The organism is Chryseobacterium sp. CBo1 (assembly GCF_001693475.1).
GTDB lineage: Bacteria > Bacteroidota > Bacteroidia > Flavobacteriales > Weeksellaceae > Chryseobacterium > Chryseobacterium formosense.
On record NZ_MAUH01000002.1, the window covers coordinates 112,432 to 134,888 of the forward strand.

Below are 22,457 nucleotides of genomic sequence, written 5' to 3' on the forward strand. Positions count from 1 at the left end.
TATTCAAGAATGAAAAGGATAAAAAAATATATCGTTCCGATTTTAATAATTACAGGATTATTGCTGGTTATCTTATTTACCCTCAGCCGTAATAAGCAAAAGCTGGATGCCAAGGCCGAAATTGGTGCCAGTAAAACATTGGTATTCCCTGTAACGGTTACTAGCCCTCAATATAAAACCTTAACCAGCACCTATACCTCCAGTGGATTTTTTATACCTGTAAACGCAATGACTTTGACAGCCGATATTTCTGGCAGGATAGTCACCACCGCATTAAAAGATGGGGCACATATCTCAAAGGGACAGACCATCGTGTCGGTATTTAACGAGTCAGAACATATAGAGCGACAACAAAATTCAATAGACAAGCAGTTAGCACTGGAAACATTGCAAAAGGCAAAGGCTGATCTTTTGAAAATGGAAAATATGCTTAAAGCCAATGCAATTACTGTTCGAGAGGTAGATGAACAAAAGCTGGCTGTTAAGTCTGCGGAATCAAAGCTGAATACCATTAATGCTGTTCGAAAATCTACTACCCTAACAGCTCCTTTTTCCGGTACCGTAAATAAATCTCACGTGCAAACCGGCAGTTACATTAGCCCTGGAACAGAGTTGGCAGATATCGTGGACAATTCTTCACTTAAATTACAATTGCAGTTGCTGGACAAGGATGTGATCAGGCTTTCAATTGGAAAAACAATTCAGGTAGTTCCCGATTTATACCCTGATTATAAAGTGACAGGACGAGTGGTACACATTGCTGCATGGGCAGATGCCAATAGAAATTTTCTGGTAGAAGTACTAATCCCCAATAACTCCAAAAACCCTTTGAAACCAGGAATGAGCGGTAAAGCCATCATCAACAATGACTATACAAATAATGTGCTTATGATACCTGTAAAAACCGTTGTTGGTAGCCTTCAAGCTCCACATGTTTATGTGTTGGAAGGCGAAGTTGCGGTATTAAAAAAGATTACAACCGGCCATGTGCAGGGAGAAAATGTAGTGGTGCTCGAAGGTCTCTCGACAACAGACAAAGTAATTGAAACGGGACAACTCAATATCAATGACGGCTCGAAAGTGCAGGTAATTAAATAACAAAATCAGATTTTCCATGTCAATAACAGAACTATCCATAAAACGACCGTCATTCATCATGGTCATTTTCATAGCACTGACATTTTTGGGCATAATAAGCTATTCAAGGCTGAATTACGAGCTTACCCCGGATATGTCAATGTCAATGTTCAGCATCACAACAGCGTATCCGGGAGCTTCGCCCAGTGAAGTAGAAACCGGCATCACCAAAAAAATAGAAGATGCGGTTTCAGGTATCGATAATATTGATGCCATCAAATCTACTTCACTAGATGGCATGTCCTCCATAACTGTACAGTTGAAAGTTGATGCAGATGTGGAACAAGCCATGCAGGATGCACAAAGAAAGGTAAATGAAGTGGTCAAAGATTTGGCTGCAAGTGCCAAGCCACCGGCGATCGGCAAATTTTCAATGACAGATATGCCTATCATGCGATTCGGCGTGACAGCAAGAATGAACCCGACAGACCTGTATGCATTGATAAAGGATGACATAAAGCCGGCTATTACCAAAATTAAAGGGACAGCCAGAGTGGAACTGGTAGGTGGCGAAGAACGGGTTATAAAAGTGAATATTAACCGGAGCAGAGCCGATCAATACGGTGTTTCTTTAGTTCAGGTAAATCAGGCTATCAACAATGCCAACCTCGAATTTCCAACAGGAAAGTTGACCAATAATCAGTCAGAAACCAGCATAAAGCTCAAAGGAAAATACCAGTCGATTGATGATATTAGAAATCTGATCATTAAAAACGATCCCACTACCGGTTCCAAAATAAGGCTTTCTGACATTGCCGCTGTTCAGGATGGTGTAAAAGACATAACTACATTTAATCGGATAGACGGAAAAAACTCAATAGGACTTCAATTGATTAAACAGAGGGATGCCAATTCTGTAGAAGTGGCAAGAGCCGTCAAGGAAACATTAAACGAAATAGAAAACACCTATGCAAAGCAGGAATTAAAATTCAACATTGCTAACGATAGTTCCGAATTTACCATAGAAGCGGCCGACTTGGTAATGTTCGATTTCTTTTTGGCCATTGTAATTGTAGCCGCTGTGATGTTGCTGTTCCTTCATAGCCTTCGTAATTCCCTGATTGTTATGATCTCTATACCTGCATCGCTTTTGTCGGTGTTTATTGCGATGAACCTGCTGGGCTATACCATTAATCTTTTGACCCTGATGGCTATTTCCCTTGTTATCGGAATATTGGTTGACGACAGCATAGTGGTACTTGAAAACATTTACCGCCACCTTGAAAAAGGTAAAGACAAGGTCAGAGCCTCTATAGACGGCAGGCAGGAAATAGGTTTTACCGCTGTCGCTATTACGCTGGTCGATGTAATCGTTTTTCTACCGCTCACGATGGTAGGCGGGATTATATCCAATATGCTGGGACAATATTCAATGGTTATTGTCATCGCCACATTGATGAGCTTATTCGTTTCTTTCACACTCACTCCCTTACTGGCTTCACGCTGGGCAAAAGTTGAACACCTCAACACGAATTCACTATTTGGAAAGGTATTAACGGTATTTGAAAATTGGCTTACCCGGCTAACAAATTTCTATGGTCGTATGCTTGCTAAAGCTTTGGCTAAGAAGCAATGGGTATTGGGATGGGCTTTTGCACTGATCATCGCTTCCTTCATGCTGGTAGGCGGTGGATTTATTGGAGGGGAATTCGCCAGCAACGGAGACAAAGGTGAAGTACTTATTAACCTTGAATTGCCTCAAAGCGCAACACTTCAAAATACGAATGAAACCGTTAAGAAAGTAGAAAGATTGCTGTTTGATAAACTTGAGGTGGTAAAAGTATATTCAAGTATCGGTACCAGCTCCGGCTCTATGGGCAGTAGCAGGAATACGCAGAACAAAGCGGAGATCAATATCAAGCTTGTACCCAAAGAGGAAAGAACTCAATCATCCGACCTGTTTGCACACTACACCAAATTGGAGCTGGAAAAGTTGCTGCCCGGTGTAAAGGTAAACTCTGCCATTATGAATATGATGGGAACCTCAAACGATGCCCCTATTTCATTGGTCGTGTCCGGTAATGATCCTGATAAGATTTACACAGCGGCCGTAGCTATTGCTGATAAGTTGAAAACAATTAAAGGAGCATCGGATGTAAAATTATCTGTTGAGAAAGGAACGCCTGAATTGCAGGTAGCCATTGACAGGGATAAAATGGCGGATTTGGGTCTGAGTATGGATGTCGTGGGAATGTCAATGAACATTGCTTTCAGTGGAAATACGGATGTGAAGTTTAGTGACAAGCAGAAGGAATATGACGTTGAAATTGCCTATGACAAATTCGACAGGAAGAATGAGGAAAGCCTCCGTAATCTTTCATTTGTCAACTCGATGGGACAATCCGTGAAATTGGAGCAGTTCGCTGATTTTAATTATGGAATAGCTTCCAAACAATTGGATCGGAAAGAGAGAATGCCTTCTGTTACTATTACATCACAAGTACTGGGGGTTACACCAAGCGTTATCAGCAGTGAATTGGATCAATTCATACAACAAGCCAAGTTTGACAAAGATATAAACATTGATGCCGAAGGCGAGATGAAATATATGCAGGAAACTTTTTCCAACCTCTTGCTGGCATTAGTAGCTTCCATACTGCTAGTGTACCTGATTATGGTAATGCTCTATAACTCTTTTGTATATCCTTTCGTCGTATTCTTTTCCATCCCTGTAGCCATTATAGGTGCATTATTGGCACTGGCCTTAACCATGCATACCCTCAATTTCTTTTCTCTATTGGGCATGATTATGCTGATAGGGTTGGTTGCCAAAAATGGGATACTGATCGTGGATTTTGCTAATCAGTTAAAAGCAAATGGAAAGAACACCATTGAAGCACTGATCCTAAGCGGAAAAGCCAGACTCCGTCCCATATTGATGACCACGCTTGCCATGATTTTCGGAATGCTTCCCATTGCCTTATCATCTGGTGCAGGAGCGGAATGGAAGAATGGTTTAGCATGGGTGTTGATTGGTGGTTTGACCAGTTCAATGATACTCACCTTGTTTGTTGTACCGTCCATTTATCTCCTTGTCGATTTGATAAAAGGTGAAGTAAAACGCAAAGATATAAAACCGTTAATCAAAGCAGTGAATCTGGATCAGCCATTGGTTGAAATGGTTGAAGATATTAAGTAAAAAATAAGCATAGAAAATGAACACGAATAAAACAACAAATAGCACACTGGAAACAGAGGTGGAAACAACGCTACCTCATTTAAAGAAAATATTAATAGCCGTATGCATCGCACTGATGGCGGTCATTGCCTCGGTAAGCGGATTGAACGTGGCACAACCGATGCTGGCGATTGAATTTGGTGCATCCCAAAACACGGTTTTATGGATGATTAATATTTATACCCTGACACTGGCTGCTTTATTATTACCCCTTGGTGCATTGGGCGACCGCAAGGGAAGAAAGAAAATGTTACTGACCGGACTTATCATCTTCGGAGCAGCCAGTGCACTCTCAGGCATAGCAACAAGTGCAGCCATGATGTTAGTTGCCCGATTGCTTACCGGTATAGGAGCTGCGTTGATTATGCCCGTGACATTAGCTGTAATTACTTCCACTTTCCCGAAAGAAGAACGATCCAAAGCCATAGGGATTTGGACGGGTGTTGCCGGAGGTGGCGGTATTTTAGGAATGTATCTCTCCGCATTGCTGGTAGATGTTGCGAGCTGGAGGTGGTTATTCCTGTTGCCGGTAGTACTTGCCGCAGTATCCATAATGATGACCATTCGTTTTGTTCCTAATTCAACGGAGAAAACCAGCCATCCATTTGATATCGTAGGTTCATTACTCTCCGTGTTGACCACCGTGGGTGTTATTTATGCGTTGCATGAAGCACCTGCATTGGGTTGGAATGAACCCTTAGTGTTGGTGAGCTTGTTTGTCGGTATAAGCGGTACAATTGGTTTTATCCTATGGGAACTACGTCACAAAGCGCCCTTGTTAGATATAAGACTGTTCCGTGAACGAAGCCTTTCAAGTGGTTCTATCTCGCTTTTAACTGTATTTGGTGTGCAGGCAGGTATATTCATTGTGCTTTTCCCATTTTTTCAGGGTGTATTAGGCTGGTCAGGTCTGCGTTCTACATTAGGAATGATGCCGATGGCAGTTTTGATGATGCTTAGCTCAGGTATGGCTCCAAAACTGGCATTAAGAATTGGTAGCAAATACACCATGGCTTTGGGGATTGCATTCGGTGCTATCGGTGCCATGTTGATGGCTACTTTTGTATCTGCTGAAACAGGATACCTGTCTGTACTGCCTGGCTTAATGGTCATGGGTTTAGGTATGGGATTTTCAATGACTCCATCTACAGAAGCCATTACCGCTTCACTGCCAACTGACCGACAAGGAGTTGCTTCTGCCTTAAATGATATTACCAGAGAATTGGGAACAGCTTTAGGAGTAGCCTTGCTTGGACCGTTGGTAACCGCAGGCTACAGTACTTCTATAGAAGAAAAATTAAGAGGGTTTTCTCAGGATATTATTGCGACTTCTAAAGAAGGACTGGCACATGCTCTGGCAATTGCACCAGATGCTGGAGGTCAGAAAGAAATGCTAATCCATTTTGCAAGAGCATCTTTTGTTACAGGCTGGCAACAAGCGATGTGGATAGGAGCCTTTATCATGACTGCACTCTTTCTGTATATCCTGTTTAATGGGCCGCAAACAATCGCTAATAAGGAGGCCTCTGCTATGATTGATGCGAATAGTGTATCCGATGGCAAATTTGTAAACAAGAACTAACATACGAACACTTTTATAAATGCAAAAGAAATTAGCGTACAAAATATCTACCCTTGCAGGTGTTGCTATCGTAATGGCCAATATGATAGGCACCGGTGCATTTACCAGCCTGGGATTTCAATTGAAAGATATGGGGCATCCTGTATCTATACTCACCTTATGGATACTGGGCGGTATATTGGCATTAGCCGGGGCTTTCAGTTATGCAGAAGTAGGTACTTATATACGCAAATCAGGTGGAGAATATGCCTTTCTTTCTGAAATGTATCATGCTATAGCTGGGTATCTGTCTGGTTGGGTATCACTTACCGTGGGTTTTGCGGCACCAATTGCTCTTGCAGCGATTGCATTTACAGAATATTTCAGTTTCGGGGATTATAATATCAAATGGATTGCCATCTCGGTTATTGCCGTTATTACTTTCATTCACACGAAAAACCTGAAAACCAGTTCCAAGTTCCAGATATTTTCCACATTGTTTAAAGTATTGATAATGGCTGTAATCATTCTTTCAGGCATAGTAGTAGCGGAACAGTCTGAAGTGAGCTATGAGATCAACCAGCAGTACTTCTCTGAAATACAATCAGGAGCTTTCGCCATCGCATTAATTTATGTGAGCTATTCTTACTCTGGTTGGAATGCGGCTGCCTATATCTCCGAAGAGTTTGAAAATCCAATAAAATCTTTGCCGGTAGCACTCATAGGAGGTACTTTGGTAGTAACCATACTATATACCTTGCTACAGTTTGTTTTTCTAAAACATATTCCTGCTGCCGAATTAGCCGGAAAGTTGGAAGTCGGAGAAATTGCTGCAAAAAAAATATTCGGCACAGATTTCGGAAAACTGTTCGGCATTATCATATCTTTTTTAATAGTGTCAAGCATCAGTGCAATGGTCTGGGTGGGACCTAGGGTTACGGCAAGTATGGCAGGTGAGCACAGGCTATGGCAATATTTCAAAGTAGAAAAAAACCAGGTCCCGAAAAGAGCCTTGTGGTTGCAGTTTGGGCTGAGTGTTATTTTGATTGTCACAGGCACCTTCGAACAAATTATGATATACTGTGGCGTTTTACTGAGCATGTCCACTATGCTGGTGGTTCTTGCTGTATTTATAATACGGTATAAAAATCGCAAAAAGAGTAACGAAACTTATCGTAGTCCCTTTTTTCCTTTTTTTCAAATAATCTTCTTATCAGGATCCCTATGGATGATTGGTTACACGATTATTCATCATCCAATGGAGACTATTATTGGATTGCTAAATCTGATTCTTGGTTTAGCAACCTACTACTGGAGCAACCGTCTGAAGCCTGACCCTTCTTTTTAATCTTAATTGTTAAATACATAAATCAAATAAAATGAACAGAAAAAAAATGAGTAGCCAGATCACTTGCGGATTATTAGTAGCAATGCTTATGTTATCTTGCAATAGCAATGCACAGCATACAGATCAAAAGCACAATAACGAGAAGAAACACTCTCACTCAGAGCATGCTTTCGCAGATAAGGAAGCAGTAGCTAAAATGGCTAAAAACTTCGAATCGGCCGAAAGAGATTCCATGCAGCATCCCATGAAAGTATTGCAGTATATGGGAAACCTTAAAGGCAAAAAAATAATGGATATAGGTGCTGCTACCGGCTATTTCTCTGTAAAGTTTGCCGCTAAGGGAGCTCATGTTATCGCCGCAGATGTAAGCGATGCGTTTCAGGATTATCTCAAAGAGAGGATCGCTAAAGAAAGTATAAAGAATATAGAGCTTCGTAAGATTCCTTATGACAGCCCGTTACTTAAAGATAATGAAGCGGACATCGTTTTTATTGCTAATACTTACCATCATATAGATAACCGAACCGAGTACTTTTCTAAAGTGAAAAAAGGTTTAAGCAAAAATGGTGAACTGGTGATTGTCGATTTTTTCAAAGCGGTATTTACTGAGAAAGTACAGGCACCGGCTATGACCATGAGGGCATCTGTGGATGAAATCGTATTTGAACTGAAAAAGGCAGGTTTTACGTCTTTTGAAGTTGAAGTAAACCTATTGCCGTATCAGTATATCATCAAAGCTAAATAAAATTTTATGATTGAATTTTGGGAAGAAGCATTTAAGAGTAAGCAGGAAATGTGGGGATCCGTCCCCACACAAACTGCCGTTTTATCCGCCGAACTATTTGCAAAAAACGGCTTGAAGAAAATACTAATTCCCGGTATCGGTTATGGTAGGAATGCTACACCTTTCCTCAACAAGGGAATGACTGTAACAGGTATTGAGATTTCCGAAACCGCTATCCACCTTGCAGAAAGGAATTTTGGAAAAACGTTGAAAATCCATCATGGGTCGGTAACGGATATGCCGGTTGACCAAGCTATTTACGATGGCATATTCTGTCATGCGTTAATCCATTTGCTGGACGAAAATGAACGAAAAAAATTGATTGCGGACTGTTACAACCAACTTGCTACCGGAGGCTTAATGATTTTCTCTGCGATCACTAAGGATGCTTCCACCTATGGACAAGGTACACTGATAAGTACTGACCGGTACAAACAGTTTGGTGGAGTAAATATGTTTTTTTATGACCTACAGTCCATACAGCAGGAATTTGGCAATTATGGACTTCATCACATCAAGACGGTTGAGGAGAACTATCCATTCTACCTGATACAATGTATTAAATAGATAAGTATGTGCATTGTATCACTTACGGGCTATCATTCGAGTACATCATTGAACTCAATAAATTGGATTATGGTGAAGTTTTACAAAGACATATTAAATCAGTTAGAAGATGATATTCACAATTTAGTTTCTGAAATTGATGATACAATTGTACTGTCAGAGTCCATAATAAAGTTGATTCTGAAAAATGTTGCTCAAATGAAACTGTTTATAGGTGAAAAGGGATTTAAAGATGTTAATGAAAAATCTATTTTTTTAAGCATCTCAAGCCTTCCATATTATCAAAATTAATTTATTACAATGCAATCTATAAAATTGAAACCAAAAAGCCTTTTGGTAATAGGAAGAATATTCGAAAATATCTGAAGGTCGAACTTTATAAATTAAAAAGGTTTTTTGATAACAACCGTGATTTTTACAAATATTACAGAACCAATAGCACTTACCTGGACCATAAATATTTTGTAAGGAGTAGCCATGATATCAAACTATGCTTGGATACTTTCTATTTTGAAGCCGATCATAGTTTCTCTACCTCTCATGATTACAAAGTTGCTAAAATAATTGCCAATGACCTGATACAGGTCTATATTGAAGATCAGCTCAATAGTACAAGCAAGCAAAGAAAAAAACGAGGACTCAATGTTAAACTGGACAGCCAGTAAAACTGCCTTAATTGAACTTATTTATGCTCTCCACGCACAGGATGTGTTTGAGAATGGCAATGCTGATATAAAGTTAATTGCGAAAAGCTTTGAAAGTTTCTGCAATATCGATCTCGTTGATTTCTACCGTACTTATCTAGAATTAAAAAACAGGAAACTTAATCGGACGAAATTTTTGAATACCATGCATGAAAGTCTTTTAAAAAAGATGGATGAACAAGATGAGAGGTAACTATTTTCAAAATCACAATCGTATAGACGATCGCTCTTTATTTGTCGCTTTATCAATAATTGTCGTAGGTGCATCCTCTGAAGGTTCAGGAGTGATTGACAATTGTATTTTTCGCTCTACAGAAGCCAACTCTGTTTTGAGTTCGCTCAAACGGACTTCCTTACTCCAATTACCGTTTACTACTTCCTGAAGAATAGGTCGATAAATTTTTGGTCGTGTTCTTTTTCGATAAAGCTGGTGTTGAATAGTTCTTGCAGTCGTAACCTGAAATACGATAGGCCTTTTTGTTGTGTATCCATTCTATAATTTTACTTGAAGCCTAAAATTATAGCAGTGGATAAGCACCTTTGCAGAAGTGGCAGGGTTTGGTGTAATTAAAAATACAGGCGGATTAATTTATTAATTTTGCAATGATGTATAAACAATAACACAATGAACTATCAAACCTATCAACCAAGTGAAGACTTAACATCACTTATCAAATGTTATTGGACATTGGAAGTGCCTGCCGAATACAGTTCAGAAAAACAAAGGATTGTTCCTGACGGCTGTATGGAATTGATATTTATATTGGGAGATGGCATAAAACCATATACTTCTGAAAAAGAATTTATTATTCAGCCAAGAGCAATAGTTGTAGGGCAAATCACTGAACCTTTTATTATCCAGCCCGTCGTTTATGTTCACTGTTTTGCAACTCGTTTTTATCCTTATGGAGTTGCTAATTTTATAAAAACACCACTTAAAAATTTAGAAAACAAAGAAACACCAATCGTAGAACTTTTCGGAAAATCAACAGCCGATGAATTGGAGCAAAAAATCATTCACGCAACCGACACACAACAAAGAATTGAGATAATCGAAACTTTTCTGTTTGACAAACTCAACGAAAAATCCACAATTAACAGTATTGTAAAAACAACCGTTGACACACTTATTGTAACGAGCGGAAGTTCGCCAATCAAAGCTATTTTAAAAGAAGACCTATCGAAACGCAGACAGCTCGAAAGAAAATTTTTGAAACAAATCGGAATGAGTCCAAAACAGTTAGGAAAGGTTGTCCGATTGCAAACCGCCTTAAAATTACTGCTCAACCAAAAGACGGAAACATTTACCGAAATTGCGTATGAAAGCGAGTATTATGACCAGAACCATTTCATTAAAGACTTCAAAGAATTTACAGGTATAACTCCAAAAGAGTTTCTTGGAAAAGAACAAATGATTTTATCTTCTCTTTTTTACACGAACGATTAGTGTGTCGCATTTTTACTATTTCGTGAGTTTCACGAAATTTAACTTTGCATCAAAATTCATAAGATGAAAAGGATTATATCAGGTGTGGTAATGCTGATTGCAATTGGCTTTTTGGCTTGCAACAACACAAAAGCCAAAGAAGAAAAAGCAGAAAATATACAAATTCAAAAAGTAAATGATATGAATAACTTAATTTCAATTGTAGAAATTTCGGTAACAGATTTTGCAAGAGCAGTAAAATTTTATCAAACTGTTTTAGGCATTGCTATTGAAGAAATGGAAATGGACGGAAATCAAATGGGTGTTTTGCCGAACGACGAAGGTACAGTAAACGTGTTTTTGGTAAAAGGCAACGATTGCAAACCAACAACAGACGGTGCTGTTCTCTATCTCAATGCAGGTAACGACTTGCAACCAATGCTTGACAAAGTTGAACAAAATGGCGGACAGGTAATCGTTCCAAAGACCGAAATCAGTCCTGAAATGGGCTACTTCGCTTTATTCATTGACACGGAAGGAAACAAATTGGGACTACATTCAGCACAATAAAACGATGAAGACAGGAACAAAATTATTTATAGCTATTATCGGTTTGCTCTTGCTTTGTGCTTGGACTATAAAACAGAGAGATGACATCAAAAAAACAGAATGGCTTATCGGAACTTGGGAGAACAAGACCCTGAAAGGAACTATTTACGAAACGTGGAAAAAAATAAGCGACAATGAGCTTTCAGGAATGAGCTATATCGTAAAAGACAAAGACACTATTGTTTTTGAAACAATACGATTGGTGCAAGAACAAGAAGTGCTATTTTATATTCCGATAGTCAAAAATCAGAATGATGGTTTACCTGTACGTTTTACGGCCAAACTAATTTCGAAAAACCAAATGATATTTGAAAATCTGCAACACGAATTCCCACAAATCATTTCTTATACCAACACTGATACGAACACTTTAGTAGCCGAAATATCAGGAACTAAAAACGAACAGGAGCGTAAGCAAACTTTTCCAATGAAGCGAGTGAAATAAAATAAATTTTATGGATTGTTTAAGATTTGAAATATCCTGCCAATCTCAATATCCATTCTTGAAAAGGCAAACCACTTTTCCCAGGCCTTTTAACGATGCTCTGATATGGTAGAGTTCTGTATTGTCAATAATTAGAAATCGGTCGTGTTCTTTTTCGATAAAGCTGGTATTTAATAATTCCTGCAGTCGTAATCTGAAATACGATAGGTCTTTTTGCTGTGTCTCCATACTATAATTTTGTTTAGACTTTGTGTAAAGCCTAAAATTATAGCAGTTTATAAGAGCATTTGCTGAAGTTGAATGCTTTGGCTTTGCGTGGCAGGATTTGGCGTAAAGAGATTAATTGTGAAAGATCTAATTTGTATTTTTGTGGTTGACAAATAAGCTTTCAAGCTTGCACATAAAATATACGCATTGCTTATATTTAAAGGTTACCTGCAATAAAAAACTAGAACTCTGAAAAAATTATTAAGAATTTCTATCTTTGTAGTCTGATTTACTAATTAACATATTATCTGTGTCTTTCTCAAAGAGACAAGCTCGACAAAACGAGCAATTAATGCATAGAATCGTCTGATTTCTAATGCACAGATAATCATACCAAGTTATTTCATCCAATCTTAAACAAAAACAATTGATTACAAATCGATTGCTTTATCACTTTGCAATGTGTTCAATATTTCAATACGTGATGATAATACAATGATTAAAAATGAATAATAAACAATTAATAAGCAGAGATATAGAAGTATTTTATAATAATGCATCAGAAGAAACCAGACTTGATAAAGGAATGGGCATATTTGAATTTGAAAGAATCAAATCACTCATAGAAAAATATATTCCATCTTCACATTCAAAAATAATAGATATTGGTGGTGGTACAGGAAAGTATTCAGAATGGCTTGCGAAAAAAGGACATCAAGTTCATTTAGTAGAACCAGTACCTAAACATATTAAATTAGCCCAAAATAGAGCGAATAAGTTAAAAAACAAATTTTCTGTACAATTAGGCGAATCTCGAAAATTAGAATTCAAAAATAGTTTTGCCGACTTAATAATACTTCACGGACCACTTTATCATCTTCAAAAAAAGAAGACAGAGACTTAACCATTTGTGAAGCTAAAACGAGTTCTTAAAAATAACGGAATTATATTAGCTTTTGCCATTAATTATACGGCATCAACTTTGGCCGGTCTTTTAAATGGATTAATTCATAAAAATTCATTTTTTGAAATGTGCAAGGAGGAATTAACATCAGGAATACACAATCCGCCAGATGATTTCCCTTGGCTTTTAGCAGAAGCATATTATCATAAACCTGAACAATTAAAAGACGAGTTTATAAATCAAGAATTAACCCACATTAATACTTATGCAGTTGAGGAAATGGCTTGGTTGGACAAAGAATACTTTGCAAATATGCTGAATAAAAAAAAGAAAAAAACATTATTAGAACTTACTAAAATCACAGAAAACGACAGTTACCTTTTATCTTTTAGCCCACATATGATGATAGCTGTTCAAAAAAAAATAGCTTATGAAAATTAAAGAAGTATATTATAAAGCATTAATCGAAAATAATGGCCAACTAAATGAAATTGACCTTGGCGAAAAATTTGGACTTAATGAAAAAGAAACAAGAGAAATAATTTTACAACTGCTATCCGAACATAAAATCGAATTTGTGGTAAATAGGTCTTGTAATTATAGAATGAACAAACCCACGAAAAGGAAAAAATAACTGCAGTAACACCTTAATAATTGCTTGTTTTAGTTTTAAATAAAGGTAGTTTCGGTTTTTCTATATCTGATTTTTCTGCAGAAAACACTCGTACAAAGTATTAACAAAATCAATGTTAAGACAAAACCCTCTAATAATTCAGAGGATTTATTTATTAATTATTCAGGATTTGCAGCATTCTTCCTACCTTAATATCCATTCTTGAAAAGGCAAACCATTTTTTGCCCAGGTCTTTGCCCAGGTCTTTGAGCGAGGTCCCGATGTGATAGAGTTCCGTTTCGTCAATTATCAAAAACCGGTCGTGAGCATCAGGGAAAATTTCGATCTCAATACGGGGATATTGGCTATTGTATCGCTGAACATCCTGACGTAGCTGATTGCTGATGTTCCTGGTGTAGATAGTTGCGGTAACATCATTGTTGCGTTTACCCAATAAAGTTAGTACCGGGGTCATCCACATAATTATCCAGCAGGATAATGGAGCTTTTGGCAGTTCGGATAATATCGGAAACAAAGGCATAGGCGTCAAACACCTGCCCGTTATAAAAATCCCTTTGTCGCTATGGAGCTTATCGCTTTCCAATGCCTTAAAAATCTCTTCGAATTTCTGGTCGGCTTTTAATTGTTTCAGTTCAATCTTATCCAACCGATGAAAAAGAGAGGCATTGCTTATAAGCATTCTACGCATTTCTACATAAGCTTCCATAATTTCGACACTTACCCTCACGGCTATATCGGAACGGAGTATCGCAGAAGCCATTGCGACACCCTGCTCTGTAAAGACATAGGGTAGATAACGTCTTCCCCCATAATTTAAACTTGAGGTTCCAATTTGGAACCTCAAGTTTTCGACTTCTTCCGTGGTAAGTTGAAAGCAAAAAGAAGCAGGAAACCTTTCTATATTTCTTTTTACGGCTTTGTTGAGGTTCTTTGTTTCCACCTGATATAAGGAAGCGAGGTCGCTATCCAGCATCACTTGCTTTCCACGTATGGAATAAATCAGATTTCTGATTTCCATTGTGCTAATGCTAGGCTTATTTTCCATGACTTTTTGTAGCTTTTATTTTTATCAAACTCAAAGGAAGTTTCGGCTTTGTCATTCAATACGATAACAAAAACCAATTGGGAAGGAAAAGGTGTACAGCCAAATATTGAAACAAATGAGAATGAAGCCTTTGTATACACTTACATAGATGCCATTAATAAAAACTGTTAAAAGCAATAAGAATGATTTTTTGAATAAAATTTGTTACGCCTTTTTAAAAGAAAAATCAGTTGATAATGCTATAATAGTATTTTAGGAAAATGCAAAATTATTTTCAGATAACTCGAATACATGGAATAGTCTGGGTGAAGCTTATTTTATAAACGGCGATAAAGAAAATGCATTGAAATCATATCAGAAAGCTTTAGTGCTAGACCCAAATTCAGAATCGGCAAAAGCAATGATTCAAAAATTAGAAACCATTAAATAAAAAAAGCGTAATAGTTTAGTTTCCGTTGCGTGCTATGAATGCAACGGAAACTCATTTTAAGGTTTAACTGGTCTAAGATAAATCAATGCCAATAGCAAAAACACCTGTAATACAAGCACATTTAGATTAAATAGTGCTTTTTGGTGATTTAATATAAATATTTAACTAATTCCCCAAATAATAAGTGGAGAATGATATATTAGTTTCCGTCAAAAATCTTTGTTCGGTTTTTATATAATTCAACATGGCTTCCTTGGCCACGCAGATCATAGGCTTTATTTGAGTACCAGATGCCAGATGCAGTTTTTTGTGCTTTCATTTCAATTTTATTACCTTCAAAAATAACTGTTACCATATCTTTTGTATTATTAAAAGTCATATCAATTGCTTTTCCCTGATTATCTTTAGCTTTGCTTTTAACAATTTCATCAGTAGTAATTTGATTATTGCTTAATGCATCTACAGTATTATTAACTTTTTGATAGGACTCTGATTTTTTCGAAACCTCTTTAGTGCACGAGAAAGTTGTTATTGTGAAAATACTCAAACTCGCAATAATAATTGTCTTTTTAATCATAATTTATTTGTTTTAATTTTTCTTTTTTTGCTAAGCCAGCCTTTTATAATTTATCACTAAGCAATTTAAATTTTAATATCTCTCAGGAGCTTTAAATTCTTTATTTAATGCTTATACTTTGATGTAAACGGTTTTTAAATATTAGGGACAAAGCAAATACATTTTTTTTGCAATTAAAAAAAACACGGTACTACAATGGTACTTCATATGATTTTTAAATATATATATTAAGAATTAGTGTAGCCTATTAGTACTTCAGTAAAAAGAGTACGATTGGTATTTGATGATAATGTGCAATCTCTTTTGAGGAGAAATTTAGATATAGTAGACAGCAGGAGCGGCTCTGACCGATATTGAGGGGTGGATATTGAGAGGTGAGCTGAGCGTAAAAGGGAAGAGTCAAAAGAAAACTTGCCTTTGAGGTCGCTGGTATTGAAAGCTCAAAGGAATGATTGGTAATAGAATCGTACATAAGTGATGAAATGGTCAGAAGTGAAAACTGCAATCATAAAAAAGTGCCCTTGGTACAGATCCAAGGGCATCTTTAATGTTACTGAAGCTTTAACCTTAATTAAAAAGTAGAGAAGAAAGATATTAAAGTTATGATGTAGGTCGATTAAGACAAGCAGGTTGCGGAACGCTATAAACCTTATGTAGCAGATAACAGTGTTCATCTCCGGCATTTTTCAATGGTCTATTGACCCTAAAGGAAAAGTGCCGTTCATCCAACTCTATAGAACAATGGCGGAATCGTTTTTTTAGAAAATTAGCGGTTCCAATAGGGATTTAAACGTATTTATCTGATGATTATAAAATTTTTATTAATTTTCTCAAATCACAAGCTGAACTTTATCGATACAATATAAATGATCTTCAATTTACCAATGATAGTGAACTATATGAAAGGTATTGGTAATTGTAATGTCGGCTTTTTGACCTGGAAGTGATATATATTTAATTAAAGAGTTTTTAAAACTAAAGCAGAAATATCTTTTTCCATTTAGCTACTGTATTGCGGCTTAAGTTGAAATGCTTAGCTAAATGTGTATTGTTAAATTTGTGTTTTTGCCCATACTGTAATATTTCTATAATCGCACATTCATTGTATGCCCGATATTTCTGGTCTTTGTTTCTTAGATCATCATTAAGATTTCCTGATAATATTTTATTCAGCGCAATAACATCCAAGACTGATAATATTTCTTTCTGCAATATAATTTCACAATTTATTTTTAGATTCGGATAATTTTTGTTTATCATATCCTTAAAAATGTTATGATAGTTTGGTGTCATATTATTTATTTCTATATTATTTTCTAGAACTTATTCAAGAGCCTTTCATAATATGGTAAGATAGGTCTTGTTGATCATCTGAAAACGATAACGGAATATTAATTAATTGTCCTTTAGGTAATAATGATTAAAAAACTTGCCTTAATCGAGTCTTTGATTTGATGGTCCTCATTTCTACTATCGGCTGTCCCGATGCTTGCTGCCGTTAGCTGTTGGATAGTCAGGCGGTATTGGTAACCAATATATATGTTGTGATTTCTGAAAGTTCTGAGCAAGAATCTACAAACGAATGAAAAAAAAGTTTCTATGTTAATGATATCTAGCAATATCATTAGCCGTATCATAGTTTATTAAAATTATAATTTGTTAGTAAATGTGAACAATTTATAAAAACCAAGACCACCTTAATTTAATAAATGCTTACTCTCAACTCAATTTGGAGGGTATGTTGAGTATTATTATAGTTTTTGTGTTTTTAAAAATAAGCTGTTATCGGATTAAAGAGTATGTTATGGTCTTGGTATTGTTTATATTAATTGTTTTTATTTAGTTACTACTACGAATTTTAATGCCATTACTGCCAGAATTTCTTAACTCCAAATTTAGTGTGCATCAGTGTCTTTCCACGTAATAACAGCTATTTACAGCAATTTTATCGGCATTATTGAATGCCTTTATTCATTTCCTGATCCTTTCTTTGCAATCCATTTGTAAAGCGTTGTTTTTGGAATTTTATATCTTTCAATGACTTCTTTCCTTGTCATTTCATTAGATTTTATTTGGCTCAGAATAAAATCTATTATTTCTACTGTGTAAATATTTTTTCGAAATTTAGGAAGAACTGATTTTAAATCTGAGGCACTAGAACTTTTCTCACTTATAGGAGCATACATGATAAGGTGCTGTGAATATAATCTAAAAAAATCGTACTCTAAAAGCTTGCTCCATTTCAGTAATATCATTGAATCAAGACTTTCCGAAGCATACATATCTTCTACTTCTTTCTCAGACTTACTTAAAAATTTGCAAATACGTGATATTTCTATATTACGTTCATTAACTCTTATTTTGATCAACTTACCAATGGTAATACTTTTGAAATTCATATATCAATAACTGTTTTAACAAGTTTTAAAAATCTGTAGTATGAAGGTTAGCTTCTGTTTTCCCATTGTAGACGTTGTTACTATGATAATAGTCATAAGAAGTATAATCAAATTACAGCATCTTAACAATATGAAGGAAAAATCATAACGATCTTTTAGGAAGTTTTTTAAATATTATTTTGTAAGCTGGTAAAAACCGTCATTCAATTAAAAAAAAATAAATGACGGTCAAAAATCCCATAGTTTTACCGATAATCAATAGGTTATTTGAAATCGAAATACACATTAAACAATGTATTAAAGCGGTGTGTAAGTGATGAATATATTTGAATTAGGTTCCGTAACATAATTTGGATTATTTGTTCTAATACAACGCGTATATATTGATACACTCTGATTGGCATTGAGTAAAAAGGTTTTTGTAAGACCTGTAGTTCCCAGTCCACCATTCCATCTGTCCCCACTTGCTTGAACAGTATTCCCTCCGCTTGTGGACGAAATCTGTACGCTACATCCTCTTGTATTGTCATTAGAAGCTTCGGGTACATTGCTGAATTGTGCCCATACTTCCACCGTATACAATCCATCTTTTACAGCTATAAATGTGTTTTGATTCACTGAGGTAGCTATGAAATTACCATCCCTTTTGATTGTGTTGTTGAAATTCAGATTATTTAAATTACCGTCTGAAGAGTGACTAACTGACCCTGTAGTGACAGCGTATAAGCCTAAAGCAGGTAGGTTAACATCCACTTTTTTCAATGTGCCATCACTCGAAACAGCCAAGTAGTCATCTGTAGAGTTCATATTGCCTGATGGCACACTACGAAATCTTGCATTTCCATCGACATCCAATTTTTGTGAAGGAGAGGTGGTATTTATCCCTACATTTCCGCCATCTAATATTGTAACGCGTCTATTAAAGCCTGTACCGGATAAGGCTAATATAGGTTCATTCTGGTTTTTATTATCGATAGCAACCGCTGCACCAGTCCAGTTAGATCCTACAGTCAATTTATTTGAAAATCTGCCGTTTCCTGAAGCAGCAATATTTCCTCCGACATCCAGTTTTTCAGATGGACTATTAGTTCCTATACCCACATTTCCATTTCCTGTAAATCCTAAATTATAACCGTTTAGATTCGCATTGCGATTTCCATTAAGGCTTCCATCATTTGTATAGATATTGGTGTTAATTACTGATTGCAGGTAATCGGACGATACTTTCTTACCTTTACCGTTGCTGTCGACTGCCATAATTCCATCTCCGGATGTAAGCCCAACAAAAGGTATGCTTCTGAATCGTACATTACCATCAACATCCAGTTTTTCTGATGGAGCTGAGGTACCTATACCAATCCTGTTATTTGTAGCGTCAATACTTAAGGTATTCTCATCGAAATTAATGGCATCCACACCGTCTCCCTTCACTGCCAATTTGTTTGTTGATGAGACATTTGAAATAGTTGTCGCTCCCGTAAGTGCTCCACCTAAATTTATTTGGTTACCAGACATTGTCAGTCCGTTGCTTGCGGTGTAGACTCCACCGACTGTGCCACTAACTATTTTCTGCCACTTGTTGGCAGTTGCATCAAAGTAGTAATATCCAGGATCTGTTATGTACTCCCGCTGTCCGACATTCGTTCCGCCGGAAATATCCGTAATGTAGATTAATGCCCCGTTTTGGTTGCTCCCATAGTTTGCCGTATTGTTGGTAAGTTCTGCCCTCGTTAAACGTGGAGCCTGCAGTCCAAAGGTCTGGTCATTGCTTGTTAGATCTCCAGCCGCATCTCGCTTGGCGCTAATATCAAAAATTGTATTTGGAGATTGGGTGTTGATACCCACCTGCGCATATATCGTAGAAGAAGATATTAATACTGAAAGCATAAAAGCTTTTTTAAGGTCAAATTGTGTTTTCATTTTTTATAAATTATATAATGTTTGTTTGAAGGTTGTTTGAGAAGTTTGTTATATTTGTTTACAATAAGAACTGTTTCTGCTTTATGTAGGTGACTTTTTTAAACTTGAGATAATGATAGATGCATAATGGGCTCTAAAACTATATAGAGGATTGTGTTTTCTGATAATTACAAAAATCTATTTATCGGGAGGTTCAATTATATTAGCAGGAATTTTGAACTCATCTTCAAAATGTTTGACAAAGTAAATATCTTTTATGCGGATCTAAAAAAAATGTAATCCCTCAATAGTACTACACTTATAAATGACCGATCCAAGCAACATATGTAAGATACTTCATACGTACCCCAAGTGGATTTGTGTTAATTTAAACATTTGTAAATCAGTATGTTGTATGGGGGGTGGATTAATGTTTAGGAATGTGTTTACTTTCTGTTTTTAGATATGATTTTCAGATTCAGGTTTTATATTCGATTTTTCGAATAGTAAACTTTCTGTGTTTTTTTAAGATCAATATAAGACCTCGATATTAAAGACCTCAAAAAAAATCCCATATGCTTCAGAGTATGGGGAAATTAATTTTTAGGGGAAATTTTTTTGGAACGGTAGGAGAGTAAAAAATATGTGAATAACTGTAAAAGTAATTTTGAGACAGTAAAGTTAAAAGGATTTGTAGAAGATTTGATATTTCTTTTTGGTGTAGTATGTTTTTTGTTTCACCTAATCTGTTGTAATTTTTAAAAGGTCGGAATATCGGAAAATACAAAGCCCCGCTTGTATAAAATTACAGCGAATTCCTTTGTATGATGCATCCGAACTGCAAATAAAATAGCTATTATAACAATTTTTGAGGTTTTTTTTAATCGAGTTCCTCCATCATCCACTTATTAAGATCTACGTCTGAAGGTATATTCAATTGCTTACGGAGCCTTGTCTTTCTCGTTTGTACACCTTTAATTGTCAAATGATGATAATGGGCAACTTCTTTTGTGGAAAAATTAAGTCGTAACAAGCAGCAGAAACGAATCTGACCAAGACTAAGTGCAGGACATTTAGAAAGTAAATTATCGTAAAATGTAGGGTATACTTCTTTAAATCTTGGAATAAATGCGGGGTCATCCTTTTTTGCGAGTTCCAAAACTTCAGTAAAAGCATCATTTACTTTATTACCTAATTCCGAAAGCTTTTCCCTTTTTCGTTCAATGATCTTCTGATTTTGTTTATTCTTTTTGCTCTCTCTTTTATATATATATAAAATGCCAATTAATAAAAAGCTGATGACCGAAGTAAGTATGATAGAAATGTTATTTCCTTTTTTTATTCCTATCTCAAGATCTTGTTGTTCTTTCTCTGCTGTATCTACCAATTGAATAAGTAATTTTTTATTGAATACGTGATTTGCCTCCCTTTCCTTTTGTTGGTAATAGTCAAACAGTTTTTTATTTTCGTCAACTTTGGCTTTGTCATTCAATCTTCCATATATGTCGCAGAAGAGTTTGTAATTTTCACAAATGTCAGATAATCTTTTAATTCCCTCCTTTTTTTGCAGATCTACAGATTGGGTATTGTAATCTATAGCGGTATCCATCTTGCCCCGTTTATAGGCGATTGCAGCAAGATTGTAATAGCCTAAGCTTCTTAGTGAGGTGTTTTCAACTTTTATTGATTTATGATAGTAGTATTCCGCCAGATCTAAATTGTTCAGATTTTCATAAGTGTTGGCAATATTCAAATAATTGTAATCATAACCAAAAGATCTTCCAGCGTTTTGAAGTTCTTGCATAGCGAGCAGATTGACCTCTAATAATTTTTTGGACCCAACTCCGAAGTAGTATAAGCAAATGGCTTTATAGACTATGATTTTTCCTTTTACAAAATGCCTTTTTTCTTTTTCTTTGATTTCATCGCATACTTTCAATCCCTGATTAATATAACGCAAAGCTTTATCATAAAGTTGAGCCTCTTTATAAATTGTCGATTTCATCAACAGTGAGTAGGCAAGTACATAGTTGTCTTTCTGCTTTCTAGCTAAAATTTCCGATGTAAAAGTATACTTAACCAGATTTTCTTTATCATTATTTATTCTAGATGCCATAGCCAGGTAAAAATTTCCGTACAATTTTCCCCTATCATAATCCATTGACTCGGACATATGTAATATCAATTGTCCATTTTTAGACACATCATTAATTTTATTGGAATATAATAGATTGTCGGTAACAGAAATCAAACTGTCAACCACCGAAGTATTATAGCTGTTTGATTTAATAAAACCAAAGAAGAAAAATACAATAACGAATATAAATTTTGATGTGTACATTTTAGTAATTAGTTTTTAAGTTACCGGATTTTTCATAAATCATCCCACTGATCTGTGATTGACCGGTAATGTGGAAGATTAATATTTTTTTCCAACTATTATATTTCAATTATATATTTCCATTTTATAGATTTGAAGTTAAATTTATTTTTCATACTAATGTAGATAAATAATATTATAGTTCTACATTCTACATAATGCTAATTTTTAACTTATTTATATGATCTGCTAAGGCACAATTTTGCTATGTCTTAACTTTATA

Annotated in this window: 21 protein-coding genes and 3 pseudogenes; 15 read left to right on the forward strand and 9 right to left on the reverse strand. The window is 35.9% G+C overall.

The features are described from left to right. Nucleotides 1-9: 9 nt before the first annotated feature. The 8 genes and pseudogenes from BA768_RS03120 to BA768_RS03150 all read left to right on the forward strand — a co-directional run bounded on the left by BA768_RS03120 (nt 10) and on the right by BA768_RS03150 (nt 9,472). Nucleotides 10-1,098 carry an efflux RND transporter periplasmic adaptor subunit gene (locus tag BA768_RS03120; RefSeq protein ID WP_065719659.1) on the forward strand — a complete coding sequence of 363 codons (1,089 nt, stop codon included), beginning with the start codon at nt 10-12 and terminating at the stop codon, nt 1,096-1,098. A gap of 16 nt (nt 1,099-1,114) precedes the next feature. After that, entirely contained in the window at nt 1,115-4,276 is a 3,162-nt protein-coding gene (locus BA768_RS03125) for an efflux RND transporter permease subunit (RefSeq protein WP_065719660.1), read from the forward strand. A gap of 16 nt (nt 4,277-4,292) precedes the next feature. Further along, nucleotides 4,293-5,897 carry an MFS transporter gene (locus tag BA768_RS03130; protein WP_065719661.1) on the forward strand — a complete coding sequence of 535 codons (1,605 nt, stop codon included), beginning with the start codon at nt 4,293-4,295 and terminating at the stop codon, nt 5,895-5,897. A gap of 19 nt (nt 5,898-5,916) precedes the next feature. Further along, nucleotides 5,917-7,224 carry an APC family permease gene (locus BA768_RS03135; protein ID WP_065719662.1) on the forward strand — a complete coding sequence of 436 codons (1,308 nt, stop codon included), beginning with the start codon at nt 5,917-5,919 and terminating at the stop codon, nt 7,222-7,224. A gap of 88 nt (nt 7,225-7,312) precedes the next feature. Next, nucleotides 7,313-7,969 carry a class I SAM-dependent methyltransferase gene (locus tag BA768_RS03140; RefSeq protein ID WP_228388270.1) on the forward strand — a complete coding sequence of 219 codons (657 nt, stop codon included), beginning with the start codon at nt 7,313-7,315 and terminating at the stop codon, nt 7,967-7,969. A 6-nt stretch (nt 7,970-7,975) separates the two neighbouring features. After that, nucleotides 7,976-8,575 (forward strand): class I SAM-dependent methyltransferase, encoded by a 600-nt coding sequence (locus BA768_RS03145; protein ID WP_065719663.1) that lies wholly within the window; start codon nt 7,976-7,978, stop codon nt 8,573-8,575. A gap of 69 nt (nt 8,576-8,644) precedes the next feature. Then, entirely contained in the window at nt 8,645-8,866 is a 222-nt protein-coding gene (locus BA768_RS21645; RefSeq protein ID WP_317039930.1) for a hypothetical protein, read from the forward strand. Nucleotides 8,867-8,880: 14 nt separating this feature from the next. Beyond that, nucleotides 8,881-9,472 (forward strand): annotated as a pseudogene (locus BA768_RS03150) (RteC domain-containing protein). 12 nt (nt 9,473-9,484) lie between these two features. On the opposite strand, the gene BA768_RS21020 reads toward BA768_RS03150, so the two are convergent. Together BA768_RS21020 and BA768_RS21720 are read right to left on the reverse strand one after the other, a co-directional pair. Beyond that, nucleotides 9,485-9,622 carry a hypothetical protein gene (locus BA768_RS21020; protein WP_185114189.1) on the reverse strand — a complete coding sequence of 46 codons (138 nt, stop codon included), beginning with the start codon at nt 9,620-9,622 and terminating at the stop codon, nt 9,485-9,487. A gap of 29 nt (nt 9,623-9,651) precedes the next feature. Beyond that, a complete protein-coding gene (locus BA768_RS21720; protein WP_410493493.1) occupies nt 9,652-9,771 on the reverse strand; it encodes a DUF1896 family protein in 120 nt (39 codons plus the stop codon). Between the two features lie 133 nt (nt 9,772-9,904). Here BA768_RS21720 and BA768_RS03155 point away from each other — a divergent pair, with 133 nt between their 5' ends. From BA768_RS03155 to BA768_RS03165, 3 genes are all read left to right on the forward strand, one after another. After that, nucleotides 9,905-10,726, forward strand: a complete 822-nt coding sequence (locus tag BA768_RS03155; protein ID WP_065719664.1) for a helix-turn-helix domain-containing protein — start codon at nt 9,905-9,907, stop codon at nt 10,724-10,726. A 63-nt stretch (nt 10,727-10,789) separates the two neighbouring features. Next, the gene (locus tag BA768_RS03160; protein ID WP_065719665.1) at nt 10,790-11,275 is read left to right on the forward strand and encodes a VOC family protein; all 486 of its coding nucleotides are present in this window, start codon (nt 10,790-10,792) and stop codon (nt 11,273-11,275) included. A 4-nt stretch (nt 11,276-11,279) separates the two neighbouring features. Beyond that, a complete protein-coding gene (locus tag BA768_RS03165) occupies nt 11,280-11,759 on the forward strand; it encodes a DUF6265 family protein (protein WP_065719666.1) in 480 nt (159 codons plus the stop codon). A 45-nt stretch (nt 11,760-11,804) separates the two neighbouring features. On the opposite strand, the gene BA768_RS21725 is transcribed toward BA768_RS03165, so the two are convergent. Further along, on the reverse strand, nt 11,805-11,987 hold the full coding sequence (locus BA768_RS21725) for a DUF1896 family protein (RefSeq protein ID WP_065719667.1): 183 nt from the start codon (nt 11,985-11,987) through the stop codon (nt 11,805-11,807). Between the two features lie 484 nt (nt 11,988-12,471). Here BA768_RS21725 and BA768_RS21410 point away from each other — a divergent pair, with 484 nt between their 5' ends. Genes BA768_RS21410 through BA768_RS03180 form a run of 3 tightly spaced genes read left to right on the forward strand, consistent with a single transcriptional unit; the run spans nt 12,472 to nt 13,504 of the window. Further along, entirely contained in the window at nt 12,472-12,870 is a 399-nt protein-coding gene (locus BA768_RS21410; protein ID WP_228388272.1) for a class I SAM-dependent methyltransferase, read from the forward strand. 6 nt (nt 12,871-12,876) lie between these two features. Then, nucleotides 12,877-13,311 carry a hypothetical protein gene (locus BA768_RS21415; RefSeq protein ID WP_228388274.1) on the forward strand — a complete coding sequence of 145 codons (435 nt, stop codon included), beginning with the start codon at nt 12,877-12,879 and terminating at the stop codon, nt 13,309-13,311. Next, entirely contained in the window at nt 13,301-13,504 is a 204-nt protein-coding gene (locus BA768_RS03180; RefSeq protein ID WP_065719668.1) for a hypothetical protein, read from the forward strand. The genes BA768_RS21415 and BA768_RS03180 overlap by 11 nt, the downstream gene beginning before the upstream one ends. Nucleotides 13,505-13,658: 154 nt before the next feature. Here BA768_RS03180 and BA768_RS03185 read toward each other — a convergent pair. Beyond that, nucleotides 13,659-14,549: pseudogene (locus tag BA768_RS03185) on the reverse strand (ORF6N domain-containing protein). Nucleotides 14,550-14,847: 298 nt separating this feature from the next. Here BA768_RS03185 and BA768_RS21730 point away from each other — a divergent pair. Further along, nucleotides 14,848-14,979, forward strand: a pseudogene (locus BA768_RS21730) (tetratricopeptide repeat protein); the annotation flags it as partial. A 199-nt stretch (nt 14,980-15,178) separates the two neighbouring features. Here BA768_RS21730 and BA768_RS03190 read toward each other — a convergent pair. The 5 genes from BA768_RS03190 to BA768_RS03210 all read right to left on the reverse strand — a co-directional run bounded on the left by BA768_RS03190 (nt 15,179) and on the right by BA768_RS03210 (nt 22,195). Next, nucleotides 15,179-15,556 carry an MliC family protein gene (locus BA768_RS03190; protein WP_065719669.1) on the reverse strand — a complete coding sequence of 126 codons (378 nt, stop codon included), beginning with the start codon at nt 15,554-15,556 and terminating at the stop codon, nt 15,179-15,181. Between the two features lie 975 nt (nt 15,557-16,531). Next, a complete protein-coding gene (locus BA768_RS03195; RefSeq protein WP_065719670.1) occupies nt 16,532-16,849 on the reverse strand; it encodes a hypothetical protein in 318 nt (105 codons plus the stop codon). A gap of 674 nt (nt 16,850-17,523) precedes the next feature. Next, nucleotides 17,524-17,955: a transposase gene (locus BA768_RS03200; RefSeq protein ID WP_065719671.1), complete on the reverse strand. Its 432-nt coding sequence runs from the start codon at nt 17,953-17,955 to the stop codon at nt 17,524-17,526. A 297-nt stretch (nt 17,956-18,252) separates the two neighbouring features. Further along, nucleotides 18,253-19,842 (reverse strand): hypothetical protein, encoded by a 1,590-nt coding sequence (locus tag BA768_RS03205; protein WP_123947054.1) that lies wholly within the window; start codon nt 19,840-19,842, stop codon nt 18,253-18,255. Between the two features lie 892 nt (nt 19,843-20,734). Then, a complete protein-coding gene (locus tag BA768_RS03210) occupies nt 20,735-22,195 on the reverse strand; it encodes a tetratricopeptide repeat protein (protein ID WP_065719673.1) in 1,461 nt (486 codons plus the stop codon). Nucleotides 22,196-22,457: the final 262 nt, after the last annotated feature.